The organism is Vibrio palustris, assembly GCF_024346995.1.
Taxonomy (GTDB): domain Bacteria; phylum Pseudomonadota; class Gammaproteobacteria; order Enterobacterales; family Vibrionaceae; genus Vibrio; species Vibrio palustris.
Map to the genome: position 1 here is coordinate 1,282,001 of NZ_AP024887.1, position 20,441 is coordinate 1,302,441.

Here is a 20,441-nt window from a genome sequence, read left to right on the forward strand (position 1 = left end):
GGATACACATAACGGCTTATTTCTGATACAAAATGCCACAAAAAGTACGTAACTTATGGCGGTTTGTGTCTACACTTACTCTAATTAAAGACCAATGGTGTCGTCGCTATTATGAATAAAGCAAGTCCATCTATTATTGATGAAGAAGTTACCTTTCCTGATAACGTACAATTGGTGTCCACAACTGATACGCAAGGTGTTATTACTTATGCCAATGAAGAGTTTTGCCGCGTAGCCGGTTTTACTCTGGAAGAAATGATTAATCAGCATCATAATCTTGTACGTCATCCAGATATGCCCAAAGAAGCATTTAAGGATATGTGGGCACATTTAAAAGCTAATCAACCTTGGCGTGGTGCGGTAAAAAACCGTTGTAAAGACGGGCGTTATTATTGGGTAGATGCGTATGTGACGCCGATCTATCTTGATGATGCATTGGTTGGTTATCAATCGGTACGACGTCGTTTATTACCCGCGACACGCCAGCGTGCGGAAACGCTGTATACAAAGTTAGTGTCCAACCGTCGCGCATTACCACTTTTCCAATTGAATGTGACCCAACGTTTAAGTGCTTTCTTTGTTGCTTCATTGGTATTATTGGCGTCCACTATCTGGTTGAATTCATTTTTTTCATTACTTTTACCGGTTGTTTTTCTTGTGTTGTTTTATCGCGATGTGGTTCGTCATCCGCGATATTCAGAGCAGCTCCAAAACAGTTACGATAGTATTTCCCGTTGGGTATATTGTGATAGTCCGCAAAACCATGCAGAGTTTCATCTTAAAATGCAATCGGGCAAAGTGAGCACCATTATTGGTCGGACGGCAGACAGTGGTAATAAATTACTCGAACAAGTCCATGAGATGGAATTACTAGCCAAAAATAGTGAAAGCAGTATTGAAACGCAGTCTATTGAGTTAGAGAAAATCTCGGCTGCTGTGGAGCAAATGGTGGCAACGATTAATGAAGTGTCTGGGCATAGTCAGGAGACGTCATCACAAGTTAGCTCTGCGAACGATATTTGTCGACGTGTTATGAGTAACATTGGTTCAACCGAGCAAAAAGTGGCTATGTTGGCAAGTGAAGTGAACCGTTCGTCTCAAGCAACCGTTGAGCTCGAGGGAAAAATCGAATCTATCGGTAACGTGATGGCTGATATTCAAGGTGTGGCGTCACAAACGAATCTATTGGCACTCAATGCGGCTATTGAAGCAGCACGAGCAGGCGAGCAAGGACGTGGCTTCGCTGTGGTTGCTGATGAGGTAAGAGCCTTAAGTCAGCGTACTCATGATGCGACAGAGAACATTCAAAAGTCGATGCAAGATGTTGCAACCACGTTAGTATCATTAAAACAAACAATGGCGGCAGGAGAAGAGGCAGCCAGCAGTTGTGCTAGCGAAACGGCGATGACCAAGGATAGTGTTGGTGAGCTCTCTGATGCAATGAATGTTATCGATGATGCTGCGACCTTAATTTCGACATCAGCTGAAGAGCAAAGCGTTGTTGCAAAAGAAATTAATGAAAACCTTTCGAATATCAAGGATGCCTCGAGCAGTACCTTATCAGATGCTAATAATGTGTATGAGCTGGCAAAAGATGTTGAAAAAGGTGCCCAAACCTTAGCAACGTTAGGAAAAACGTTTAATTAATCATTATTTTCCATCCATTTGAATCCGCAGCATCTTAGATACTGCGGATTTTTTTAAAAGGGCGATATAACAACGGTTGTCGATAAACAGTGGCAGAACAGCGCTTAACATTGCTTATCAATTATGGGGCAGTTTAAGCGAAAAAACGTTCTGGAAAATCACTAAATACACCATCGACTTGATCGAGTAGTGCGAAGGTTTCTGGTTGATTGACGGTATAACACCACACTTCTCGTCCGGCTTGATGTAATTCGTGTAAGTGACGTTCTTTCAACCACCGATAGTTCACATTGCAGCTGAAAGCATTCACCTCATCGAGTAATTTACGATCTTTATTTGTCAGTCTTTCGGTTAGTACTCCAAGCTTATATTGAGCACATTGCTGAGCGGCATAGCGAATTACGTCATGACTGAAACTTGACAGTAAAATATCGTCTGGCTTAAGTGGACTAGTAATTAATTGCTGTGCGAGTAAATCGACCACTAATTTGGGATCATGGCGATCAATTTTGATCTCAAGATTTAGGCGTAATTGATGGTCTGCGGCAAGGGTTAGCAATTGACTAAGCGTCATTATTTTTTCATGGCTAAACCGTGTATCAAACCAAGCCCCGAAATCATTTTGGTTTAATTGTTCATAGGTCAGTTCATCAACACGTCCTTGACCATTACTGCAACGGTTGATTTTATGATCATGGAAAATGACTAAAATATTATCTTTAGTCGGTTGTACATCGACTTCAATCCATTGTAATCCCATATCAATCGCCGCTTGCACGCTGACTTGAGTATTTTCAGGGTAGTGGCCGGCAACTCCACGGTGTCCGACGATAGTATAAGACATGATCACTCCTTATTATGTGAATTCAATGGTGCTATCTTGGATGATGTCTACTTGATGTTGATGACAAAGCGTGACTAATTCGGCCGGCGCAACATCGGTAAATAGACGGTTTATTTCATATAATTGCCCACTGACCACAGGGGCGTAGCGTTGATATTTATGCTGGTCGGCCACTAACCAACAGTACTGACTGTGTTCAATGATCGCTCGGTTGAGATGGGCTTCTTCTGGATAAAAATCCAATAAGCGACCATGATGACTGATACCACCGACACCAAAAATACCATATTGTATATTGAAGCGGCGATAAAAAGCCGTGCTTTCTTCACCGACGGTATCTTCATCTGACGAGCGCACTAATCCACCTGCGAGGTGAACCTGTATTTCTGGGTTTCTACTGAGTATCAAAGCCACATTAATATTATTGGTGACAACTGTTAAGCCCACATGATCGATTAACGCTTGAGCCACTTGTTTGGGCGTGGTGCCAATGCCTAGAAACACACTCGTATTAGCTGGCAGTGCTTTCGCGACTTGCAAAGCAATGTTTTCCTTCGCAGCAAAGTGCAGGAGCTCGCGATTAGTAAATGACAGGTTATCGTTGGCACTGGGACAACGGATACCGCCATGTACCCGCCGTACGAGTCCAAGATCACTCATTTCATTCATATCCTTACGAATCGTTTGCACTGAAACACCAAAATGCTCGGCCATTAAACCGCTCGGCAATATGCTATTGGACGTTTGTAGCCATTGCATTATGTGCTTTTGTCTTTGAGTGAGTTTCACGATGATTCCCTATGCAATACTATCCCTTATGCCACGACACGCTCTGGCGCGTTCGCAATACGCTTACCGTGTTGATCAAATAAATGAATGTGGTTAGCGGACACACTGAGCAACAATTGGCTGCCAATTGTGATGGGCATTTCTGGTGTCAAAGCAATAAATGGTGAACTCTCGTGCCCAGCTAAGACGCCGTGTACCAATTGATTAGGACCAAGAGGTTCAACTACATTGACGCCTATAGGGAGCGATAAACCGGTTTTATTTTCACTGGCTAGAAGCGCATGCTCTGGACGAATACCAATTGTGACGTTGTCACATGTTAAGTGGGCGTAATCTGCAAGATACACACTGTGACCGCACAAGTGTAATGTACCGGAGACAATACTGCCTTGCACAAAATTCATGGCCGGGCTACCAATAAAACTCGCAACGAAGGTGCTCGCGGGGTAGTGGTAGACATCAGATGGTGCGCCGATTTGTTCAATCTGGCCACTGCGTAATACGACAATCCTATCCGCTAACGTCATCGCTTCTACTTGATCATGAGTAACATAGACACTCGTGACAGACAGCTCCCGCTGAATTTTTTTGATCTCTAAACGCATGTGTGCGCGTAGAGCGGCGTCTAAGTTGGATAACGGTTCATCAAATAAAAACAACTGTGGATCTCGCACGATGGCTCGACCCATGGCGACACGCTGCCGCTGTCCGCCGGATAATTTAGCGGGCTTTCTATCAAGGTACTCATCGATTTTTAGAATGGTGGCGACATGTTGAATTTTGGCATCAATCGTGGCTTTATCGACCCCGCGATTTTTTAGTCCATAGGCCAAATTTTGATACACAGACATATGTGGATATAGGGCATAGTTCTGGAATACCATTGCGATATCACGCTGTGATGGTTTTTCGGTATCCACGCGACGTCCCGCCAGATGAATCTCGCCTGATGTTAAGCTTTCTAAGCCAGCAATCGAGCGTAATATCGATGATTTACCGCAGCCAGATGGACCCACTAATACAATAAACTCGCCGGGTTGGATGGCTAAATCAACGCCTTTGACCGCTTGGTGCCCGTTATCATACGTTTTTACTAACTGGCGTATGTCTAACTTCGCTTCGGCTGTGTTGTGTTCGAGCATATTTCCACTCTCCATGTGCGTGGTGATAGTTGCGTTATTTTTCACTTTCTACGAGTCCTTTAACAAACCAACGTTGAAATATAATGACGACGAGCATAGGGGGTAACATGGCGATAATAACCATAGCAAACGCGTAGTCGAATCGAGGGGTGCTGGTATCGTAAATGTTATTCAATAGCTGTTTGATGCCCATGACGATGGTGTAGTAATCCTCATTGGTCGTGATCATAATTGGCCATAAATATTGGTTCCAACCAACGACAAACATAATAATGAAGATAGCGGCCATCATAGTGCGCGATAGTGGAACAAGGATATCGATAAAAAAGCGCATAGGGCCGGCATTATCAAGTTGCGCCGCCTCGAGTAGTTCATCTGGAATTGTTTTATAATATTGGCGAAAGAAAAAAGTCGCGGTCGCGGAAGCGATTAACGGCACGATAAGCCCGGTATAGCTATTGAGTAAACCAAGCTTTGACACCACCTCATAAGACGGAATGATACGCACTTCCAAAGGTAAAAGTAACGTGACAAAAATAAGCCAAAACCACGCAGTGGCATAGGGCAGACGAAAGTAGACTAAGGCATAGGCCGCGAGCATCGAAATACAAATTTTGCCAAGAGAAAACCCCAGTCCCATGATAAGCGAGTTAATCACCATGGATTTCGCCGTGATCCCACCGGTGAAGCCTAGTGTGCGATCCCATGCCTCGGAATAGGTCTGAATAAAGTTATCGCCAAGCCCCCATTGCAGCCCATGAGTTAATATGTCGTTGGGGCTATGAGTGGAGTTGGCAAAGACCAGCCATATAGGGGTGAGCATAAACAGCACGCCCAAGATTAAAATGAGATGATCCATCCATTGTTTATTACGCATATTGTCCTCCGTGTCTTAGTAGTGGACGCGTTTTTCAACAACGCGAAATTGGATGATGGTCAGGATCAGAACGAGGAGCAGCAAAACCACTGATTGAGCGGAACTGCCGCCTAGATCTGCGCCAATAAAACCGTCTTGATAGACCTTATATACCAAGGATGTGGTGCTGCCACCTGGGCCACCCGCGGTCATGGTGTCAATGACACCGAAGGTTTCAAAGAAGGCATAAGTTAAGTTGATCACGAGGAGAAAAAATCCTGTAGGGGCAAGTAAAGGAAAGGTAATGGTCCAAAAGCGTTTCGTGTCGCTGGCACAATCGAGTAACGAGGCTTCTTTGATCGCTAACGAAATGGATTGTAAGCCGGCCAGAAAATAGATGAAATTGACCGGCACTTGTTTCCAAACCGAAACAAGTATCAGGCCAAACATGGCATCAAAAGGATCCGTTTGTAAGCTAAACTCCCACCCTAAATGGCGTAAGAAATCGGTAAGAATACCGATGCTAGGATCAAACATAAAACTGCCTATAATCCCGGCGATGGCTGGTGCTACGGCATAGACCCAAGTCAAGGTCGTTCGATATGCGCCCTTACCATGTAAAATATTGTTGGTTTTCACTGCCAGCAGCAACGCGATACTGAGAGAAAATAAGGCCACGAAGAAAGAAAATATCAGAGTAAAACTTAATGAAGAGAGATAATCTGAAGAGGTAAAAAGGCGAACATAGTTTTCAAACCACACAAAGTTTGAGTTCAGTCCCCAAGGGTCTTCTAAGCGAAACGAAAGATAGATGGCCTCAATTGCTGGGTACACAAAAAATGCAATAATGATCGCGATTTGTGGCAGGAGCAGTAAATAAGGCAGTGGTGAATGAAAGAATTGTTGACGTCGAGCCACGGGCATTGTCCTTAACGCATAAATAAAGCCCAGCGTCTTAGCGACACTGGGCTGAGGAGAATACTTATTGAACGGTACGTTTAAAACGGTTCAATAATGCAGCGCTTTGTTTTTCTACTTTATCAAGGCTAGTTTGCACATCGGCTTTACCAGAGAAAATCAGGTCAAACTGTTTTTCCATCTCAGTTCGAATTTGTGGATAAAATCCTAAATGATAGCCTTTTGTCCATTGACCTGACGGTAGAGACAGCTGCTCGACACCGACTTGAGCATCTGGCGTTGTTTTATAGTAGCCAGAATCTTCAGTCATTTGATATGCCGCTTTGGTTACCGGTACATAGCCAGTTGTTTTGTGCCAGTACATTTGTACTTTTGGACTAGTGAGGTAATGGAAAAAAGCGGCCACGCCTTTATTTTGCGCTTTATCGTGGCCACTGAGCGCAAATAATGCCGCACCACCAATAAACGTATGGTAGCCCTTCGACGTAATCGATTTCCAGTAAGGTAAGAAGGTTGTGCCCATATTGAATTTGACACGTTCACGTAAGCCACCAAAAGAGCCTGATGAGCCGACCCACATTGCCACTTTTTGGCGCTCAAACGGCGTTTGGTTAGCGTTCCAATCTGTTCCGTAGTATTTGAAATAGCCTTTTTTCGCCCATTCCTGCAATTTAGTAAAATGCATGACGACATCTTTACTGTTGATCATGATTTTAGTAGAGAGTCCTGTATAACCGTTGTCTTTGTCCGCTAATTGCAAGTTTTGGCGTGACTTAAAGTTTTCGAACATTGTCCAGGGGGTAAGAGATTCAGAAAAAGTGGCGTATCCCTTGGCTTTTAGTTGTTTCGCAAGCGTCTCGAGTTCTTCATAAGTTTTTGGTGGCTTAGCATCGACCTTGGCTAAAATATCTTTGTTGTAGTACAAAACCGGGGTGGAGCTATTAAATGGCATGCCAACCATTTTACCATTGTCATTGGCATAAAAATTACGCACACCTGCAATATAATCTTGATTATTAAATTGATAACTCGATTGAGTCATGATGTCTTGAACAGGAATGGCAACGCCTTTGGCATTCATAATGGTGGCGGCGCCTGCATCGAATACTTGAAGAATATTGGGTGCTTCTCCACCACGATAAGCTGCAATCCCTGCGGTTAACGTTTCGTTATAGGTACCTTTAAATACGGGCGTGATTTTATAGTCATCTTGCGAGTCATTAAAATCATGCGCGATTTTATTGACGGTTTCGCCCAATTGACCGCCCATGGCATGCCACCAAGTAATGTTGGTTGTGGCAAACGTTGGTGCTGACACCATAGTAGAGAGTAATCCGGCTACCCATAGCTTGTTCATAACTTGCGTCCTTATTAAGTTTCGATCGAATACGATTATGTTTCGTTCTTACCTACAATGACGCAACAACATGACGCTTCTATGGCTGAAATATGTCTAAATCGTGACAGTGCGTAATACATGATATTTAAAAACCACGTATTGCACTGTGTTGGTGAGTCACATGGATATAACGCACTATATCGATGCATTTTATGGAAATAAAACACTGAAATATTGTAATAAATTGAGATATTCGTTGGGTGTAGTATGGAGTTACAGGCTATCCTTATACAAGAAGGAATCGTTCGCAAAGGAGAGTGAAACATGAAAATAGGGATTATTGGTGCTGGAGCTGTTGGGGTTGGGATTTGTAATTATTTATTGACGCTTGGCAGTATTAGCGAGTTGGTCTTATTAGATAGAGATATAGCTCGAGCTGAAGGGGAAGTGTTCGATTTTCGCCATACGGCAGCTCTGACGTTTACCAAAAATACCCACATTACGCCTAGTGATGATTATATGGATGTTCTTGGCGCGGACATTGTCGTCATTACCGCAGGAGCACAAATCAAAGAGGGACAGAACCGTAGTGATTTAGCCGACGTTAATAGCAAGATTGGTGTGGATATCGCCAGACAAGTTGAGCGTGTTGCGCCTAATGCCGTGTTGATTATTGTGTCTAACCCTTGTGATATTGTGGCTCATAGCATCATCACTAACACTGGTTTTATTCCAGAGCGGGTAATTTCTGCTGGATGTGTCGTGGATACGGCCCGTTTGATGACGATTGTTGCAGAGCGCGTCAACCTTGATCCAAAAAACGTGTTTGGTTATGTGCTAGGAGAACATGGCAGTCGCTGTTTTGCTCCCAAAAGTCTCATTAGTATCGCGGGGCAACCGGCCGATTATTATTGTGATGCCAATCATCTTAGCCGGATTGATGCAGAGGAATTATTGGAGTCAGTCAAACAAGCTGGGTATGAGATTTTTCGCCGTAAGCACAATACAACGCATGGAATAGCCGCGAGTGTCTTTCGGATTATTCAAGCGATTGTCATTAATGAACGTTCTGTGTTGCCTGTTGGCACCTTTTTGCAGGGAGAGTATGGCATTCATAATGTCGTTATGAGCTTACCCGTTATTGTCGGTCAACAAGGGATTGAAAAAATCTTGATCCATCCGTTTACTGAGGAAGAAAACGCAACCATGTTGGCAATTGCCCAAGACATGCACGAGAACATGCTGCTGGTGGCGAAAAACACCGGTCTTGCGATGTAGAGATAGAGAGACATCATTACGTATAGCGGATTAGACTGAGTCACTTATACCGCTGATTGTTGCAGGAATACCGAGTGCCTTGGCACTCGGTATTGTTGTTTATTGATCTACGATTACTTGTTATTGGCCAGTAATCGGGGTTTGTGATGGATAAATAAACTGACTAGGGTCAAAGCCGGCTTGTTCTGCAAGCTCACGTGCTTTGGCCATTTTTTCTTTTGATAGAGTCGGGGTACGTGACAACAGCCAAAAGTAATCACGGTTGTAGCTCGTAATCAAGGCCATTGAATAATCGGGAGCAAGATAAAACACGATATAGCTGCCATAAAATGGCCCGAAAAATGACACTTTTAAGTGCGCTACATCTTTGCTTTCAACAAACTTGGCTTTTCCCATCGCTTGTTGCCATTCCTGATCTTCTTTACTGTAACCTCGATTAATCACCCCGACACTGCCATCGTTATTGATACGATAAGTCGCGGTGACATTCGATAATCCACGCTCGAAGCTATGATCGAGTCGTGCGATTTCATACCAGTGTCCCAAGTAACGGTCCAACTGGAAATTGGTTACGGGATCGATGTTATCGGGTTTCCCGGTACATCCAGCCAGTAAAAGTAGACTAAATAGGGTAAGGCTGATCGTCTTGTACACATTCATCGTAGAGCTCCTTTGTTTCAGCCATTATCAACGAGTTGGGCAAGTTTTCAAGCGATCTGCGGCATAGAAATACGAATGTATAAAGGTTTATTGTAGATTTTTCTAAAACACGCTAGAATCGAAACCCAGTTGATAATGAGAGTGTTTATCAATATCACATAGAAAGGACTGACACGGTAACCAACCAAATGATGACCATGATGAAACCGACTTTAGCCATTGTAGCGCTAGCCTATGCCTTTCCCTCTTTGGCTAATTCCATTGATAGTGCCAAATCAATTGAGCACCATACGAACCGCGCCTCTGCTAAAAGTCAGCAGCATATTGACCGTAGCGCAGAAGCGACGATCAAACTGAAAGCTCAAATTGAGCAACTGCAACAAGAGACGAAAAACTTACGAATATATCGTGATCACCTAAATAGTATGGTCGAGAGCCAGCAGCAGGAGATGACGAGCCTTGATAATCAGATTGCAGAAATTAAAACGACGCGCCAAGGTATAGTACCACTGATGTACGATATGCTAGCGGCGCTGGAACACCAGATTGAGCACGATAAACCCTTACGCCGTCACGCTCGTGTGCAACGCGTTGATGCCTTGAAAAAACTCATGCCGCGAGCAGATGTCTCAGATGCTGAGAAGTTTCGACGTATTTTAGAAGCGTATCAAATCGAAATGGATTACGGGACCAAGCTGGGAACTTATCAAGGGCGTATTACGTTAAACGATGACACGAAAATTGAAGCGCAAATCTTGTATCTTGGCCGCGTTTCTCTCGTTGCCCGTAATTTAGCCGGTAGCCAATATTGGACTTGGAATGCGCACTCACACCAATGGCAGGTTCTCGATAGTGATGCCAAAGAAGGCATTGATAATGCCTTTGACGTTGCAAATAAGAAAGTAGCGCCAACATTTTTATCGTTACCTGTTTCATTAACTCCTGCGGAGGCGAAGTAATTTTATGACAGTCAAATCATTGATTACGTTAATCACGCTAGCAGGTGTTACTGCCACAGCGTCTTTTACAACACAAGCAGCAGACGATTTATCAGTTAAAGCAAAAACTGAGCAGCGTCAACAACAGGCTCATAATAAGCACCGTGAGCATGACTTTAAAGCGCAAGAGCGAAAGCTGAAAAAGCAAAAGTTGCAATTGGCGGCTTTACGCGATCGCTTACAAAAGCAAGCTGATAATTTATCGCAAACCTTTAGCCAAAATGAAGACAAACTTGCAAAGCGTGAAGAAAAGCTCCGTTTAGCGACAGGCTCACTTGGTGAAGTGTTTGGCGTTGTACGACAAAATGCCAAAGAAGTTCAGCAAGATCTTGCCAACTCAGTGACAGGAGTTGATGGACAACACAACGCGCAATTGGTCGATGCCATTGTTGCTGCAAAATCACTGCCATCAATGCCGCAATTAACCGGTCTATGGCATGCGATGCAAGCGCAAATTGAGGCCAGTGGCCATATTGCTCCAGTCACTATTGATTATGTTAATGGCGAAGGGAAAACCGTCAAAACCAAAGCGGTGCGTTTGGGAGCGCTCGCGCTGCTCACTGATCAAGGTTATGTGAATTGGAATAATACCGAGCACGATGCCCTAGGTTATGACCGTCAGCCAGAAAACGGCCCGACATTATCTTCAGCGGATGATGTGTTACAGGGTCACGTTAATATGATGACCTTAGATCCTTCGCAAGGAACCTTGATTAAACAGCTCGCGAATGAACCGACGCTTATGGATCGTATCAAAGCAGGCGGCGCAGTCGGTAATGTGATTATCGCGTTACTTGTGATTGGTCTTGGGATTGCCGGCTACCGCGGTATTTTGTTAACTATTGCTCGTCGACAAATTAATCATCAGCTGCAGCATCCAGAGACATTAACCGATAATCCATTGGGCCGAGTGTTGTCTGTGTACAACAAAGAGAAACAACGCAGTGTTGAAGCGCTGGAACTACGTCTGTTGGAAGTCGTGGTCGATGAACAAGCGCAGCTAGAGCGTGGTTTATCGATGTTGAAACTACTGGCAGCATTAGCGCCGATGCTTGGATTATTAGGCACCGTTACCGGCATGATTGAAACTTTCCAAGTGATTACCCAGTTTGGTAATGGCGATCCGAAAGTGATGGCGGGAGGTATTTCAATGGCATTGATTACCACTGTACTTGGTTTGGTCGCGGCAATACCGTTGCTGCTTAGTCATAATGTGTTAAGTTCTCAGTCTGAGATTATTCGAAATATCTTGGAAAAACAAGGGATTGGCATGGTAGCTGAGCAAGCTGAAAAAGACGGTCTTGCGGCACAAACAGCGTAAGGAAACAGATATGGAGAACGACAATATCTTGTTATCTGTTCAGCACCTACTCGCACCGCTCGACCAGTTTATGTCTCAAGGTGGGGTGGTGTTGTGGTGGCTAGCTGCAGTCGTCGTCATTTGTTGGTTACTTGTGGTGGAGCGCGTGGTGTTTTTACTGTGCGCTTTCCCTAAGCAACGTCAGCAATGGATTGAACAATGGCAGCAACGTCAGGATCACGACTCTTGGTATGCATTAGCTATCCGCACCGCATGGCTAGATAAAGCACATATCGCTCTGACGCGAAACTTAAGCTTTATTAAAGTGCTAGTCACGTTATGTCCCATGCTTGGCTTGCTTGGTACCGTAACCGGAATGATTTCTGTGTTTGATGTCATGGCAAATCTTGGTAGTAACAACCCTAAACTTATGGCGTCAGGAATTTCTCTTGCCACGTTACCGACGATGGCTGGCATGGTTGCCGCACTTTCTGGGCTATTTGCTCACTCGCGATTAGTGAAAAAGTGTCAACTGACAGAATTTAAATTAGAAAAGGCGTTAAGGAGTCAACGATGAGACTGGGTCGACGACCATCTAAGCAAGAAGAAGCACAGGTTGATTTGACCTCGATGTTGGATATCGTATTCATCATGCTCATTTTCTTTATCGTAACCAGCTCTTTTGTCACTGAGTCTGGGGTTGAAGTGAATCGACCAACCGCCTCGCATGTTGCGAGTCAGAAGAGTGCAGGGATATTTGTTGCGATCACCGATGCCAATGATGTGGTTATTGATAAGCGCCGAGTCGATATTGAACGGGTACAAGCCGCCCTTGAGCAATTACGGTCTGATAAGCCCAAGGCGTCTTTGGTGATTCAAGCGGATGAGCATGCGTACAACGGTACGGTTGTCAAAGTGATGGATGCAGCCAAAGGTGCGGGGATTAAACAGATAGCGTTGGCCGCGGAGAAGAAATAATGCGTCGACTGTTTATCGCGATACCCGTTGCCTTAACGATAGCATTTGGATTATTCATGCTGATGGCATGGATGATCCATAATGGCGCACAAGCACCCGAAAAAAGTGACCCTGTACGGTTTAATATGATGATGGTGGAAAAAGAACAAAAAGTGCATCGCCGAGATCGCACGCCACCTCCAAAACCCGACGCGCCAACGCCACCCAAACAGCAAAAAATGACGCATCAAAAGCAAACCGCATCTTCGCCTGATGTCAGCCCTCAGGCGTCTCCTGTATCGGTCAAATCACTGGGTTTGGATACGGCTATTACAGGGATTAACGTGGATGCACCATCGATTGGTGATATAAAGGCCAATCAACAAGCGATGCCGATGTATCGAGTTAATCCTCGTTACCCATCAAGAGCGCAAAGTCGTGGCATTGAAGGGTTTGTCGTCCTTAAGTTTACGATTGATGCATCGGGACATCCGGTTGATATTGAGATAATCAAAGCGAAGCCTAAACATATGTTTGAGCGCGAAGCTCGCCGCGCATTACGGCGTTGGAAATATAAGCCTAAGGAAGTGGGGGGTCAGGCCGTTTCTCAGCCTGGACAAACGGTTAAGTTAGAATTTAGGTTAACGAAATGATGAAATCATATAGATTGTTACGCTCTACTTTACTAATGATCAGTGCCAGTTTGGTGGGAGTAATGCCAGTGATGGCCGGGACATTGAGCCCAGCGGTTGCGACGAAAGCGTTAAAAGCGAAAAAGTTAGCCGACAAGAAGCATTACGATAAAGCCATTGAAGTACTGACGCCTTTACCAAAGCAAGCCTACGATAAAGCGTATATGGCGAGAATGTTGGGTATTTTTTATTGGCAAAATGAGCAAATTAAGCCAGCAATCAAAGCGCTACGCTTAGCCGTCAGCGGCGATCAACTCGAACCGGAACAAGCTTGGTCAACCAGACGTATGCTCGCGGATATCCTATTGATGAATCAGCAGTATAAGCCGGCATTAACTGAGTATTCTCAACTCGTTAAGGCGCAGCCAAAGTCAAAAAGTCACGAGGATAAAGCAGAGTTATGGTTACGTATCAGTCAAATTCATTATCAATTGGAAGATTGGTCTAAAACCTTATCGAGTATACAGCGCTATCACCAATTGGGGATGCCGGATGCGGTACAGCCGCTCTCACTAAAAGTAGGCGCGCAGTTACAATTGTCTCAATGGACATCGGCGATTCCGACGCTGAAAAAATTATTGTTGCTTGAACCGCAAAAAAAACGCTGGTGGATGCAGTTAGTCAATCTTGAAATGCGCGTGAAGCGTCAAAATGATGCGTTAGACTCGCTGGCGTTAGCAAAATTACAGGGCATTGAATTTAACCAGCAAGAAACACGATTATTAGCGCAACTTTATGCACAAAATGGTATTCCAGAGCGTGCAGCGCAAGTGATGTCTACACTCAAAGGTGCTGAGAATGATAAGGCATTGTTGGTCTCTCAAGCGCAATATTGGCAGCGCGCTAAAGAATGGGATAAGGCGATTGATACTTGGCAACTCGCCGCGCAGCACGATGAGAAGTACCATTGGAATGTCGCACAATTGATGTTACAGCAAGGACAATATCGCGCCGCATTACACGTACTCGATAACATCAAGGATCCAAGTCGCCAAGTGGATGTGGCATTAGCGAGAACGCGTGCTCTTTATCAGTTAGATAAAGTCGATCACGCGCTCAAACAAGCACACTATGCGAATCATTTACAGCCTTCAGCAGAGGCGAAAAGTTGGATAAAATACCTGAAACAACTGCAACGCATGACGAAAAAACGCACCTCTTAAGGGGAAAATAGCATACAGAAATATGAATGTGTCCCTGTAATGAGATAGATGTTAAAAAGCCAATCGCTTACTTGTGATTGGCTTTTTTTATAGGGGTATATTTGCGCTGTCATTAATGCGAAGTCGCCCCCAAAATACGAGGTGATGGCGTGTCATGTAATGAAAGATATCGAGAGCTGCGCCGTAGCGCTTGTTATTAGCGGTCGAGGAGTTAAATTCGATATCTATATAGTGACTTTTTACCCCGATTAAAAGGTCATAGAGATGAGACATTTCATAACAACCATGACACCAAAAGCGGTGTTCGCATTATCGTTTTGGTCTTTGTTTCCAAGCTTTGCTTATGCTAATTCGAGCCGAGATGGTCACCAGCAAGGCTTACCGCCTGTCGCCTTGGCTAATGATTACCGTCAATCGATCGTGGTTAAACGCTATTGGTTTAGTGAAAAATACGATGGTATTCGCGCGATTTGGAATGGTCAGCAACTGATAACGCGAACCGGAAACCCCATTTATGCGCCGTCATGGTTTACCGCTGGATTGCCTAATGATTGGATTGAAGGGGAACTATGGGCAGGAAGGGGGAATTTCCATACAGTGCAAAAAACAGTGCTTGATCATCAACCAGATAGTAGCGCTTGGCGCCACATTCAGTGGATGGTATTTGATATGCCAAAAGCCGCTGGTGTCTATCCTCAGCGTTATGCACTGTTGTCCCATTGGGTCACTGTATTTCAACGTTCACATGTAAGGCTTGTTGATTATCAGCCAGTTGTCTCTCATCAACAATTATTAACGACACTCGCAAAGGTTGATGATCAGCAAGGTGAAGGCATTATGCTTCAATCAGTCACGGATGATTATCGCGCAGGCCGTAGTGATGCGTTATTAAAACTAAAAAGCGTCGCGGATGCCGAAGCGACAGTGATTGGGTATAAACCTGGACAAGGGCGATGGAAGGGAATGGTAGGGTCGTTAAAAGTGCGTGACAATAAAGGGCAAGTGTTTTTCCTGGGTAGTGGCTTAAGTGAACAACAACGTCGTCATCCGCCGGCGATCGGAAGCTCCGTCACCTTTCGTCATAATGGATTTACTTATAAAGGGACGCCAAGGTTTGCCCGCTTTTTGCGAGAACGCATGCCAGAGTAGCACTCTAATACCTAATATGTGATTCTCAGACGAAGAAAACTAACGGTTGCCAACGTTTACAGAGCAGCGTTTGAATAGTGTTTGCCAATAAGCGATATGCCGCGCAATAGCTTGGCGAAAGTTACGATGAATAGTATCTATAGGTAGACGATATACTTGTGCCGTAACAGGATGAGGTCTTTTAAGAGGAGCGAATAGCGTTAATGGTTTCTCTATCTCTAAATAGGCGCCATCAACACTAGCAAGGTAAGGCTGTATATCTCCGATAAAAAAGCGTTGAAAAACATTCCGTAAGTGTTGTAAACGAGTTCTGTTAGTATTGGGCCCACACCAAATTTGTGCATCATTATGTGTCAGTTGCTCGGTAATAATATTTAACCACTGTGTGGCATTGAGCATAGAAAACATCAAATCGCCAATGAGCGGTCGTTTGTCTAATGTTTCTTGATATGGTGCGATCATCGCCGGTGTGCGTTGCCACTGACTATTGTCGATCCATTGGTGAATGTGATTGAGCCGTACTAGTGCGGCAGGGGTTTTACCGTAGTCACGATTGCTTTGGTACCACTGTTGTGTTGTCATTTGGTGTCGCATAGACTCACTGGTATATAAGAAATTGTGCCAGTGTTGTGTGATATGACGTTGTTTGAATGCAATTAGCTTTTGAATTTTTTGACGAAATTCATCAGTAATGGCCGGGTTTGTCTGGCATTGGTGTAAACCGTGCAGAATCAAAAGCTGATAATCGAGGTTGCGAAACTCATCTTGGACTTTGCCCAATATTGAATTGCGCTCAGCAATTAAATGAAACAATTCACATTGGCGAAACTGATAACTATCCAGTAATCCGATAGAAACAGAAGGAATCAACTGGTGAGTTTGCCGTTTTTCTGGAAGAGTGACGGCCATTGTCTTGGGGCTGGGTAACGAGTGAACGTTTTGCACGCTCGCAATACGTGTTAAGTACGTCTCAAACTGCCCCTTTATCTGGGGCTTATCTTGCCATTGACAGGCGCAGAGTAGGAGAGCACATAAGCTACAGACAATACGTTGTGAATATTTCACGGCTCGGCTCTCCTTTCTCATTCAATAGACTAGGTTAATCCAATCAATAAACTTAGGACTCTGGTTCATTACGCCCATAGCCCATTTTTTCAGCGCCCCCAGCTTTTTGTAGCCAATGTAGACGTTTACCAAGTAACAATGCTGCGGCGACCAAGGCGATGATAAAACCAAACCAAAAGCCTTTTGCTCCCATCGCGGGTACAAGCCAATCGGTACGTCCTAAAATAAACCCAATCGGTAGTCCTAGAATCCAATAAGCAAAGAAGGTACGAATAAAGATAGCATTCATATCTTTATAACCGCGCAGGGCGCCGGCTGCGACTACTTGAACCGCATCTGCGCATTGGTAAATCGCGGCAAATAATAGTAGCTGCATCGCTAGCGTAATAACCTCTGGATTATCGGTATATAACTCGGCAATGTTTTCACGTAATAGCACAGTCATAGCGGCAGTCATAACAGCGGTACTGACCGCGACGATTAATCCTACGTTAGAGGCAATGGTTGCGCCGCGTAAGTTTTCTTCCCCCAACTTACTTCCAACTCTAATAGATACCGCGCCTCCAATACTCATCGGTAACATGAATATCATCGATGAAAAGTTAATGGCGACTTGGTGAGAAGCCACAACCATCGGGCCTAATGGGGCAACCAGTAATGCCACCACGGCAAATAGTGTTACTTCAAAAAATATCGATGCTGCGACGGGAAAGCCTAAGCGGAACAAACTGAACTGCGTTTTCCATTGTGGTTTATGAAACTCACTGAACACATTGATATGCGCCAGTTTTTTAGAGGTGATGACATAAAAGACAATCAGCGCGAGCATAATCCAGTAAACAATGGCGGTCGCAATGCCACATCCAATGCCACCAAAGGCAGGAACGCCAAATTTTCCGTAAACAAAAATCCAGTTTAACGGCACATTGCACAGTAGGCCGAGAAAACCAATGACCATCGAGGGTTTGGTTAGTGCCATACCATCGGTATAGCTTCGAAACGCCTGAAATAGTAAAAAGGCAGGGACGGCAAACACCACCGCATACAGATAGCCGATGGTTTTCTCTTGCATGGTTGATTCTATGCCCATGAGTTCAACCACAACACCAGCATTAAGTAGCAATAAAATGGTAGGAATACTCAATAGCAATGCCATCGCGATCCCTTGCTGAACTTCAAATGGGATTTTCTTCTGTCGTGCCGCGCCATTTAATTGCGCGATAACCGGGACCAAAGACATCAGTAAGCCGACCCCAAATAGAATGATAGGGGTCCAAAGACTTGCCGCTACAGAGACGGCCGCCATATCAGTAGCACTGACTCCGCCAGCCATGATCGTATCAACAAAACTCATACCCGTTTGTGCGATCGAAGCGACCAATATTGGCGATGCTAACTTGATTAAGTTCGACGTTTCTTGTTTGTAGTGCTGCACTCAGTTCTCCCAACAGACCTAATAGGTGGATATCTCTATAATCTTTTCATGATGATTTTTGGAATCGAATCATAATGAAATGTCGTTCATAGAGCCAGTCATTTGTGTACTTTCGTTGCTCCTTTGCTTATATCATCGTGGTAATAGTAATGAACCACATAGCATAAGAAAAATCACTATGAATAGCATAAAAAAAAGCACCGTCAGACGATGCTTTTTAATAGAGGCTTATCGTCTGGCTTTATGGTTAGGTCTTACTATTATGATTATTTTGTGATTGACTAACGCTCAGTTGTATTTGCTGCGTAAGTGAGTCAATATTCTCACCGTTTGCGGCTAATAGAGCATTTAAAAGAGGTAATACTGGCCCTAACTTTTCGTCTATGGCATCGCGTACCGTATCGACCACGACTTGCGTACCTCGTTCAATTTCTACGTTAATCGCCGAACCTGCTTGTTTAGATTCAAAAGTCGTCATCCGTCGGGTTTCTGGAATTAACCATACATCAAACCAACCCTCTTGTTTGTTGACGTCTGAGACGGTCAGACTGGCTCCATTTAGGGCAATATACCCTTTCGGGAAAATATATTTTAACCACTCTTTGGTTACATCAATGCGAATACGATAGTTGTCATCGATATGTTGGATATCGCGAACATAGGCCGTAAAATCAATATGCCCAGATAAAGGGTGTCCGCCTATCTCTGCGCCGTCTTTCGCGGCGCGCTCTACATTAATGTATTGACCAGACTCAAATTCACTTAATGTTGTAATTTCTAAGCTTTTGAACATGATATCGAATTTGACAAGGGTTGGAGTGAGTAGTGCAGTGACGGTCAAACATACGCCATCAACGGCAACACTGGCGCCAATCGTTAAATCGTCGCAAAACCCAGCCTCAAACTCAATCTCGAACGTTCTAATTCCGTTCTCATCGCGAATTGATGCTATTTGTGCAGTTGATTGAACAATGCCTGTGAACATAATGTGTCATCCTCAATATGGCTTAAGCCACTCATGTAGTTAAATACTGAATCATGACTGCTATATTACCTGTGCGCGGTTGTGGTTGGCAACTGACTGACACTGAGTCGCGCCAATCTTACCGATTATTTTGTGGATGAATCGACACACAACGAATGGTTATGATGGATCTCGTCAATAAGCGCTTGAGCTTGTACTAAATACTCGCCGCCGAAGAGATAACAGTGATTCATGACATGATATAAATGATAAATTGGCCGGCGTTGTTCATAATGTTGATGAAGTGGCCATATAGACTGATAACCTGCATAGAAAGATTGCGGGAATCCTCCAAATAATTCGGTCATGGCAATATCACATTCGCGATCTCCCCAGTAACAGGCCGGATCATAACATACCGCGCCAGTCTCTGTTTCTCCGACGTTACCTTGCCATAGATCGCCATGAAGTAGCGCTGGCTTGGGATGATGATTAGCTAAGCGTTGCTTGATCAGTGCGACGAATTGGTCAATGTCCACCAATTCTATGCCTCTTTCTTTGAGCAATTGTAATTGCCAACCAATACGCTGCTCCGCAAAAAATTGATGCCATTTGTTGGTCCAAGTATTAGGTTGAGGGGTCGCTCCGATGAAGTTATCATCATCATAGCCATATTGCTTTTGCTCTCCCCATTGATGCAGTTGGGCAAGCTGTTGACCTAACTGGTAGCTTGTTTGCTCAGCACGCAGAGGTGTCGTCGGTAGATATTGTAAGACGATAAAAGCATGACTTTTCGTTTGTCCGGTCAGAATGACTTTAGGGACAGTGAGCGTGTGGGTGTGATGCAAACTCGATAACGAGTGCTCTTCGGCCAAATACTGCACCAAAAAATCACGGCTATTGGTTTTTACCACATACTGCTCAATGCCATCACTAATGAGATAGACGTGACTGATGTTACCACCGTCTAGCGTCTGTTTGTCCTTAATCGTAAAAGAATACCCTAAAACGAGTGAAAGTTGCTCTCTAATGGATGCCCACATAGTCTTTTCTCCAACTGGAATTGACATGATAACGAGAGTGTAGTGAATGTGCGTGTGATCCGAAACCCATTCGTTGAAAAGCGATGAGTTCAGCAACTATATCGTCGATATTTCACTGCTTATTGAGACCCAGACATTCGTGCGGCATTTCTCGTCACGCTTGACTATAATATGGCGAACACGAAGCAATACGGTTAGCTGT

The 20,441-nt window shown here is 44.3% G+C and carries 20 protein-coding genes; 9 read left to right on the forward strand and 11 right to left on the reverse strand.

Going from position 1 to position 20,441, the window contains the following annotated elements:
* Nucleotides 1–111: 111 nt before the first annotated feature.
* Nucleotides 112–1,647, forward strand: a complete 1,536-nt coding sequence (locus OCU30_RS06125; RefSeq protein ID WP_077313060.1) for a methyl-accepting chemotaxis protein — start codon at nt 112–114, stop codon at nt 1,645–1,647.
* 133 nt (nt 1,648–1,780) lie between these two features.
* Here the strand turns inward: OCU30_RS06125 and OCU30_RS06130 are convergent, their stop codons facing one another.
* The 6 genes from OCU30_RS06130 to OCU30_RS06155 all read right to left on the reverse strand — a co-directional run bounded on the left by OCU30_RS06130 (nt 1,781) and on the right by OCU30_RS06155 (nt 7,553).
* Nucleotides 1,781–2,491 (reverse strand): glycerophosphodiester phosphodiesterase family protein, encoded by a 711-nt coding sequence (locus OCU30_RS06130; RefSeq protein ID WP_077313059.1) that lies wholly within the window; start codon nt 2,489–2,491, stop codon nt 1,781–1,783.
* Between the two features lie 12 nt (nt 2,492–2,503).
* Nucleotides 2,504–3,283: a DeoR/GlpR family DNA-binding transcription regulator gene (locus OCU30_RS06135; RefSeq protein WP_205408785.1), complete on the reverse strand. Its 780-nt coding sequence runs from the start codon at nt 3,281–3,283 to the stop codon at nt 2,504–2,506.
* A 23-nt stretch (nt 3,284–3,306) separates the two neighbouring features.
* The gene (ugpC, locus tag OCU30_RS06140; RefSeq protein ID WP_420856673.1) at nt 3,307–4,467 is read right to left on the reverse strand and encodes a sn-glycerol-3-phosphate ABC transporter ATP-binding protein UgpC; all 1,161 of its coding nucleotides are present in this window, start codon (nt 4,465–4,467) and stop codon (nt 3,307–3,309) included.
* On the reverse strand, nt 4,457–5,299 hold the full coding sequence (gene ugpE, locus OCU30_RS06145) for a sn-glycerol-3-phosphate ABC transporter permease UgpE (protein ID WP_077313057.1): 843 nt from the start codon (nt 5,297–5,299) through the stop codon (nt 4,457–4,459). The genes ugpC and ugpE overlap by 11 nt, the downstream gene beginning before the upstream one ends.
* 15 nt (nt 5,300–5,314) lie before the next feature.
* On the reverse strand, nt 5,315–6,196 hold the full coding sequence (locus tag OCU30_RS06150; RefSeq protein ID WP_077313056.1) for an ABC transporter permease subunit: 882 nt from the start codon (nt 6,194–6,196) through the stop codon (nt 5,315–5,317).
* A gap of 64 nt (nt 6,197–6,260) precedes the next feature.
* The gene (locus OCU30_RS06155) at nt 6,261–7,553 is read right to left on the reverse strand and encodes an extracellular solute-binding protein (protein ID WP_077313055.1); all 1,293 of its coding nucleotides are present in this window, start codon (nt 7,551–7,553) and stop codon (nt 6,261–6,263) included.
* Nucleotides 7,554–7,859: 306 nt separating this feature from the next.
* Here OCU30_RS06155 and OCU30_RS06160 point away from each other — a divergent pair, with 306 nt between their 5' ends.
* Nucleotides 7,860–8,813 (forward strand): lactate/malate family dehydrogenase, encoded by a 954-nt coding sequence (locus OCU30_RS06160; RefSeq protein ID WP_077313054.1) that lies wholly within the window; start codon nt 7,860–7,862, stop codon nt 8,811–8,813.
* Between the two features lie 120 nt (nt 8,814–8,933).
* Here the strand turns inward: OCU30_RS06160 and OCU30_RS06165 are convergent, their stop codons facing one another.
* Nucleotides 8,934–9,473, reverse strand: a complete 540-nt coding sequence (locus OCU30_RS06165) for a lipocalin family protein (RefSeq protein WP_077313053.1) — start codon at nt 9,471–9,473, stop codon at nt 8,934–8,936.
* 191 nt (nt 9,474–9,664) lie between these two features.
* On the opposite strand from OCU30_RS06165, the gene OCU30_RS06170 reads away from it, so the two are divergent.
* The 7 genes from OCU30_RS06170 to OCU30_RS06200 all read left to right on the forward strand — a co-directional run bounded on the left by OCU30_RS06170 (nt 9,665) and on the right by OCU30_RS06200 (nt 15,732).
* Complete coding sequence (locus OCU30_RS06170) at nt 9,665–10,432, forward strand: DUF3450 domain-containing protein (protein ID WP_077313670.1); 768 nt, start codon at nt 9,665–9,667, stop codon at nt 10,430–10,432.
* A gap of 4 nt (nt 10,433–10,436) precedes the next feature.
* Nucleotides 10,437–11,792 (forward strand): MotA/TolQ/ExbB proton channel family protein, encoded by a 1,356-nt coding sequence (locus OCU30_RS06175; protein WP_077313052.1) that lies wholly within the window; start codon nt 10,437–10,439, stop codon nt 11,790–11,792.
* A 10-nt stretch (nt 11,793–11,802) separates the two neighbouring features.
* The gene (locus OCU30_RS06180) at nt 11,803–12,348 is read left to right on the forward strand and encodes a MotA/TolQ/ExbB proton channel family protein (RefSeq protein WP_077313051.1); all 546 of its coding nucleotides are present in this window, start codon (nt 11,803–11,805) and stop codon (nt 12,346–12,348) included.
* Nucleotides 12,345–12,749: an ExbD/TolR family protein gene (locus OCU30_RS06185; RefSeq protein WP_077313050.1), complete on the forward strand. Its 405-nt coding sequence runs from the start codon at nt 12,345–12,347 to the stop codon at nt 12,747–12,749. Before OCU30_RS06180 ends, OCU30_RS06185 begins: the two co-directional genes overlap by 4 nt.
* A complete protein-coding gene (locus OCU30_RS06190; protein ID WP_077313048.1) occupies nt 12,749–13,381 on the forward strand; it encodes an energy transducer TonB in 633 nt (210 codons plus the stop codon). Before OCU30_RS06185 ends, OCU30_RS06190 begins: the two co-directional genes overlap by 1 nt.
* Before the next feature lie 35 nt (nt 13,382–13,416).
* Entirely contained in the window at nt 13,417–14,583 is a 1,167-nt protein-coding gene (locus tag OCU30_RS06195; RefSeq protein WP_420856680.1) for a hypothetical protein, read from the forward strand.
* 264 nt (nt 14,584–14,847) lie between these two features.
* Complete coding sequence (locus tag OCU30_RS06200) at nt 14,848–15,732, forward strand: DNA ligase (RefSeq protein WP_077313046.1); 885 nt, start codon at nt 14,848–14,850, stop codon at nt 15,730–15,732.
* Nucleotides 15,733–15,771: 39 nt separating this feature from the next.
* Here OCU30_RS06200 and OCU30_RS06205 read toward each other — a convergent pair whose 3' ends face one another.
* From OCU30_RS06205 to OCU30_RS06220, 4 genes are all read right to left on the reverse strand, one after another.
* Nucleotides 15,772–16,797 carry a DUF3080 family protein gene (locus OCU30_RS06205; RefSeq protein ID WP_159439102.1) on the reverse strand — a complete coding sequence of 342 codons (1,026 nt, stop codon included), beginning with the start codon at nt 16,795–16,797 and terminating at the stop codon, nt 15,772–15,774.
* Nucleotides 16,798–16,849: 52 nt separating this feature from the next.
* Nucleotides 16,850–18,232: an MATE family efflux transporter gene (locus tag OCU30_RS06210; protein WP_077313044.1), complete on the reverse strand. Its 1,383-nt coding sequence runs from the start codon at nt 18,230–18,232 to the stop codon at nt 16,850–16,852.
* Nucleotides 18,233–18,479: 247 nt separating this feature from the next.
* Nucleotides 18,480–19,217 carry a riboflavin synthase subunit alpha gene (locus OCU30_RS06215; protein WP_077313043.1) on the reverse strand — a complete coding sequence of 246 codons (738 nt, stop codon included), beginning with the start codon at nt 19,215–19,217 and terminating at the stop codon, nt 18,480–18,482.
* Between the two features lie 125 nt (nt 19,218–19,342).
* The gene (locus OCU30_RS06220; RefSeq protein WP_077313042.1) at nt 19,343–20,239 is read right to left on the reverse strand and encodes a fructosamine kinase family protein; all 897 of its coding nucleotides are present in this window, start codon (nt 20,237–20,239) and stop codon (nt 19,343–19,345) included.
* Nucleotides 20,240–20,441 lie beyond the last annotated feature (202 nt).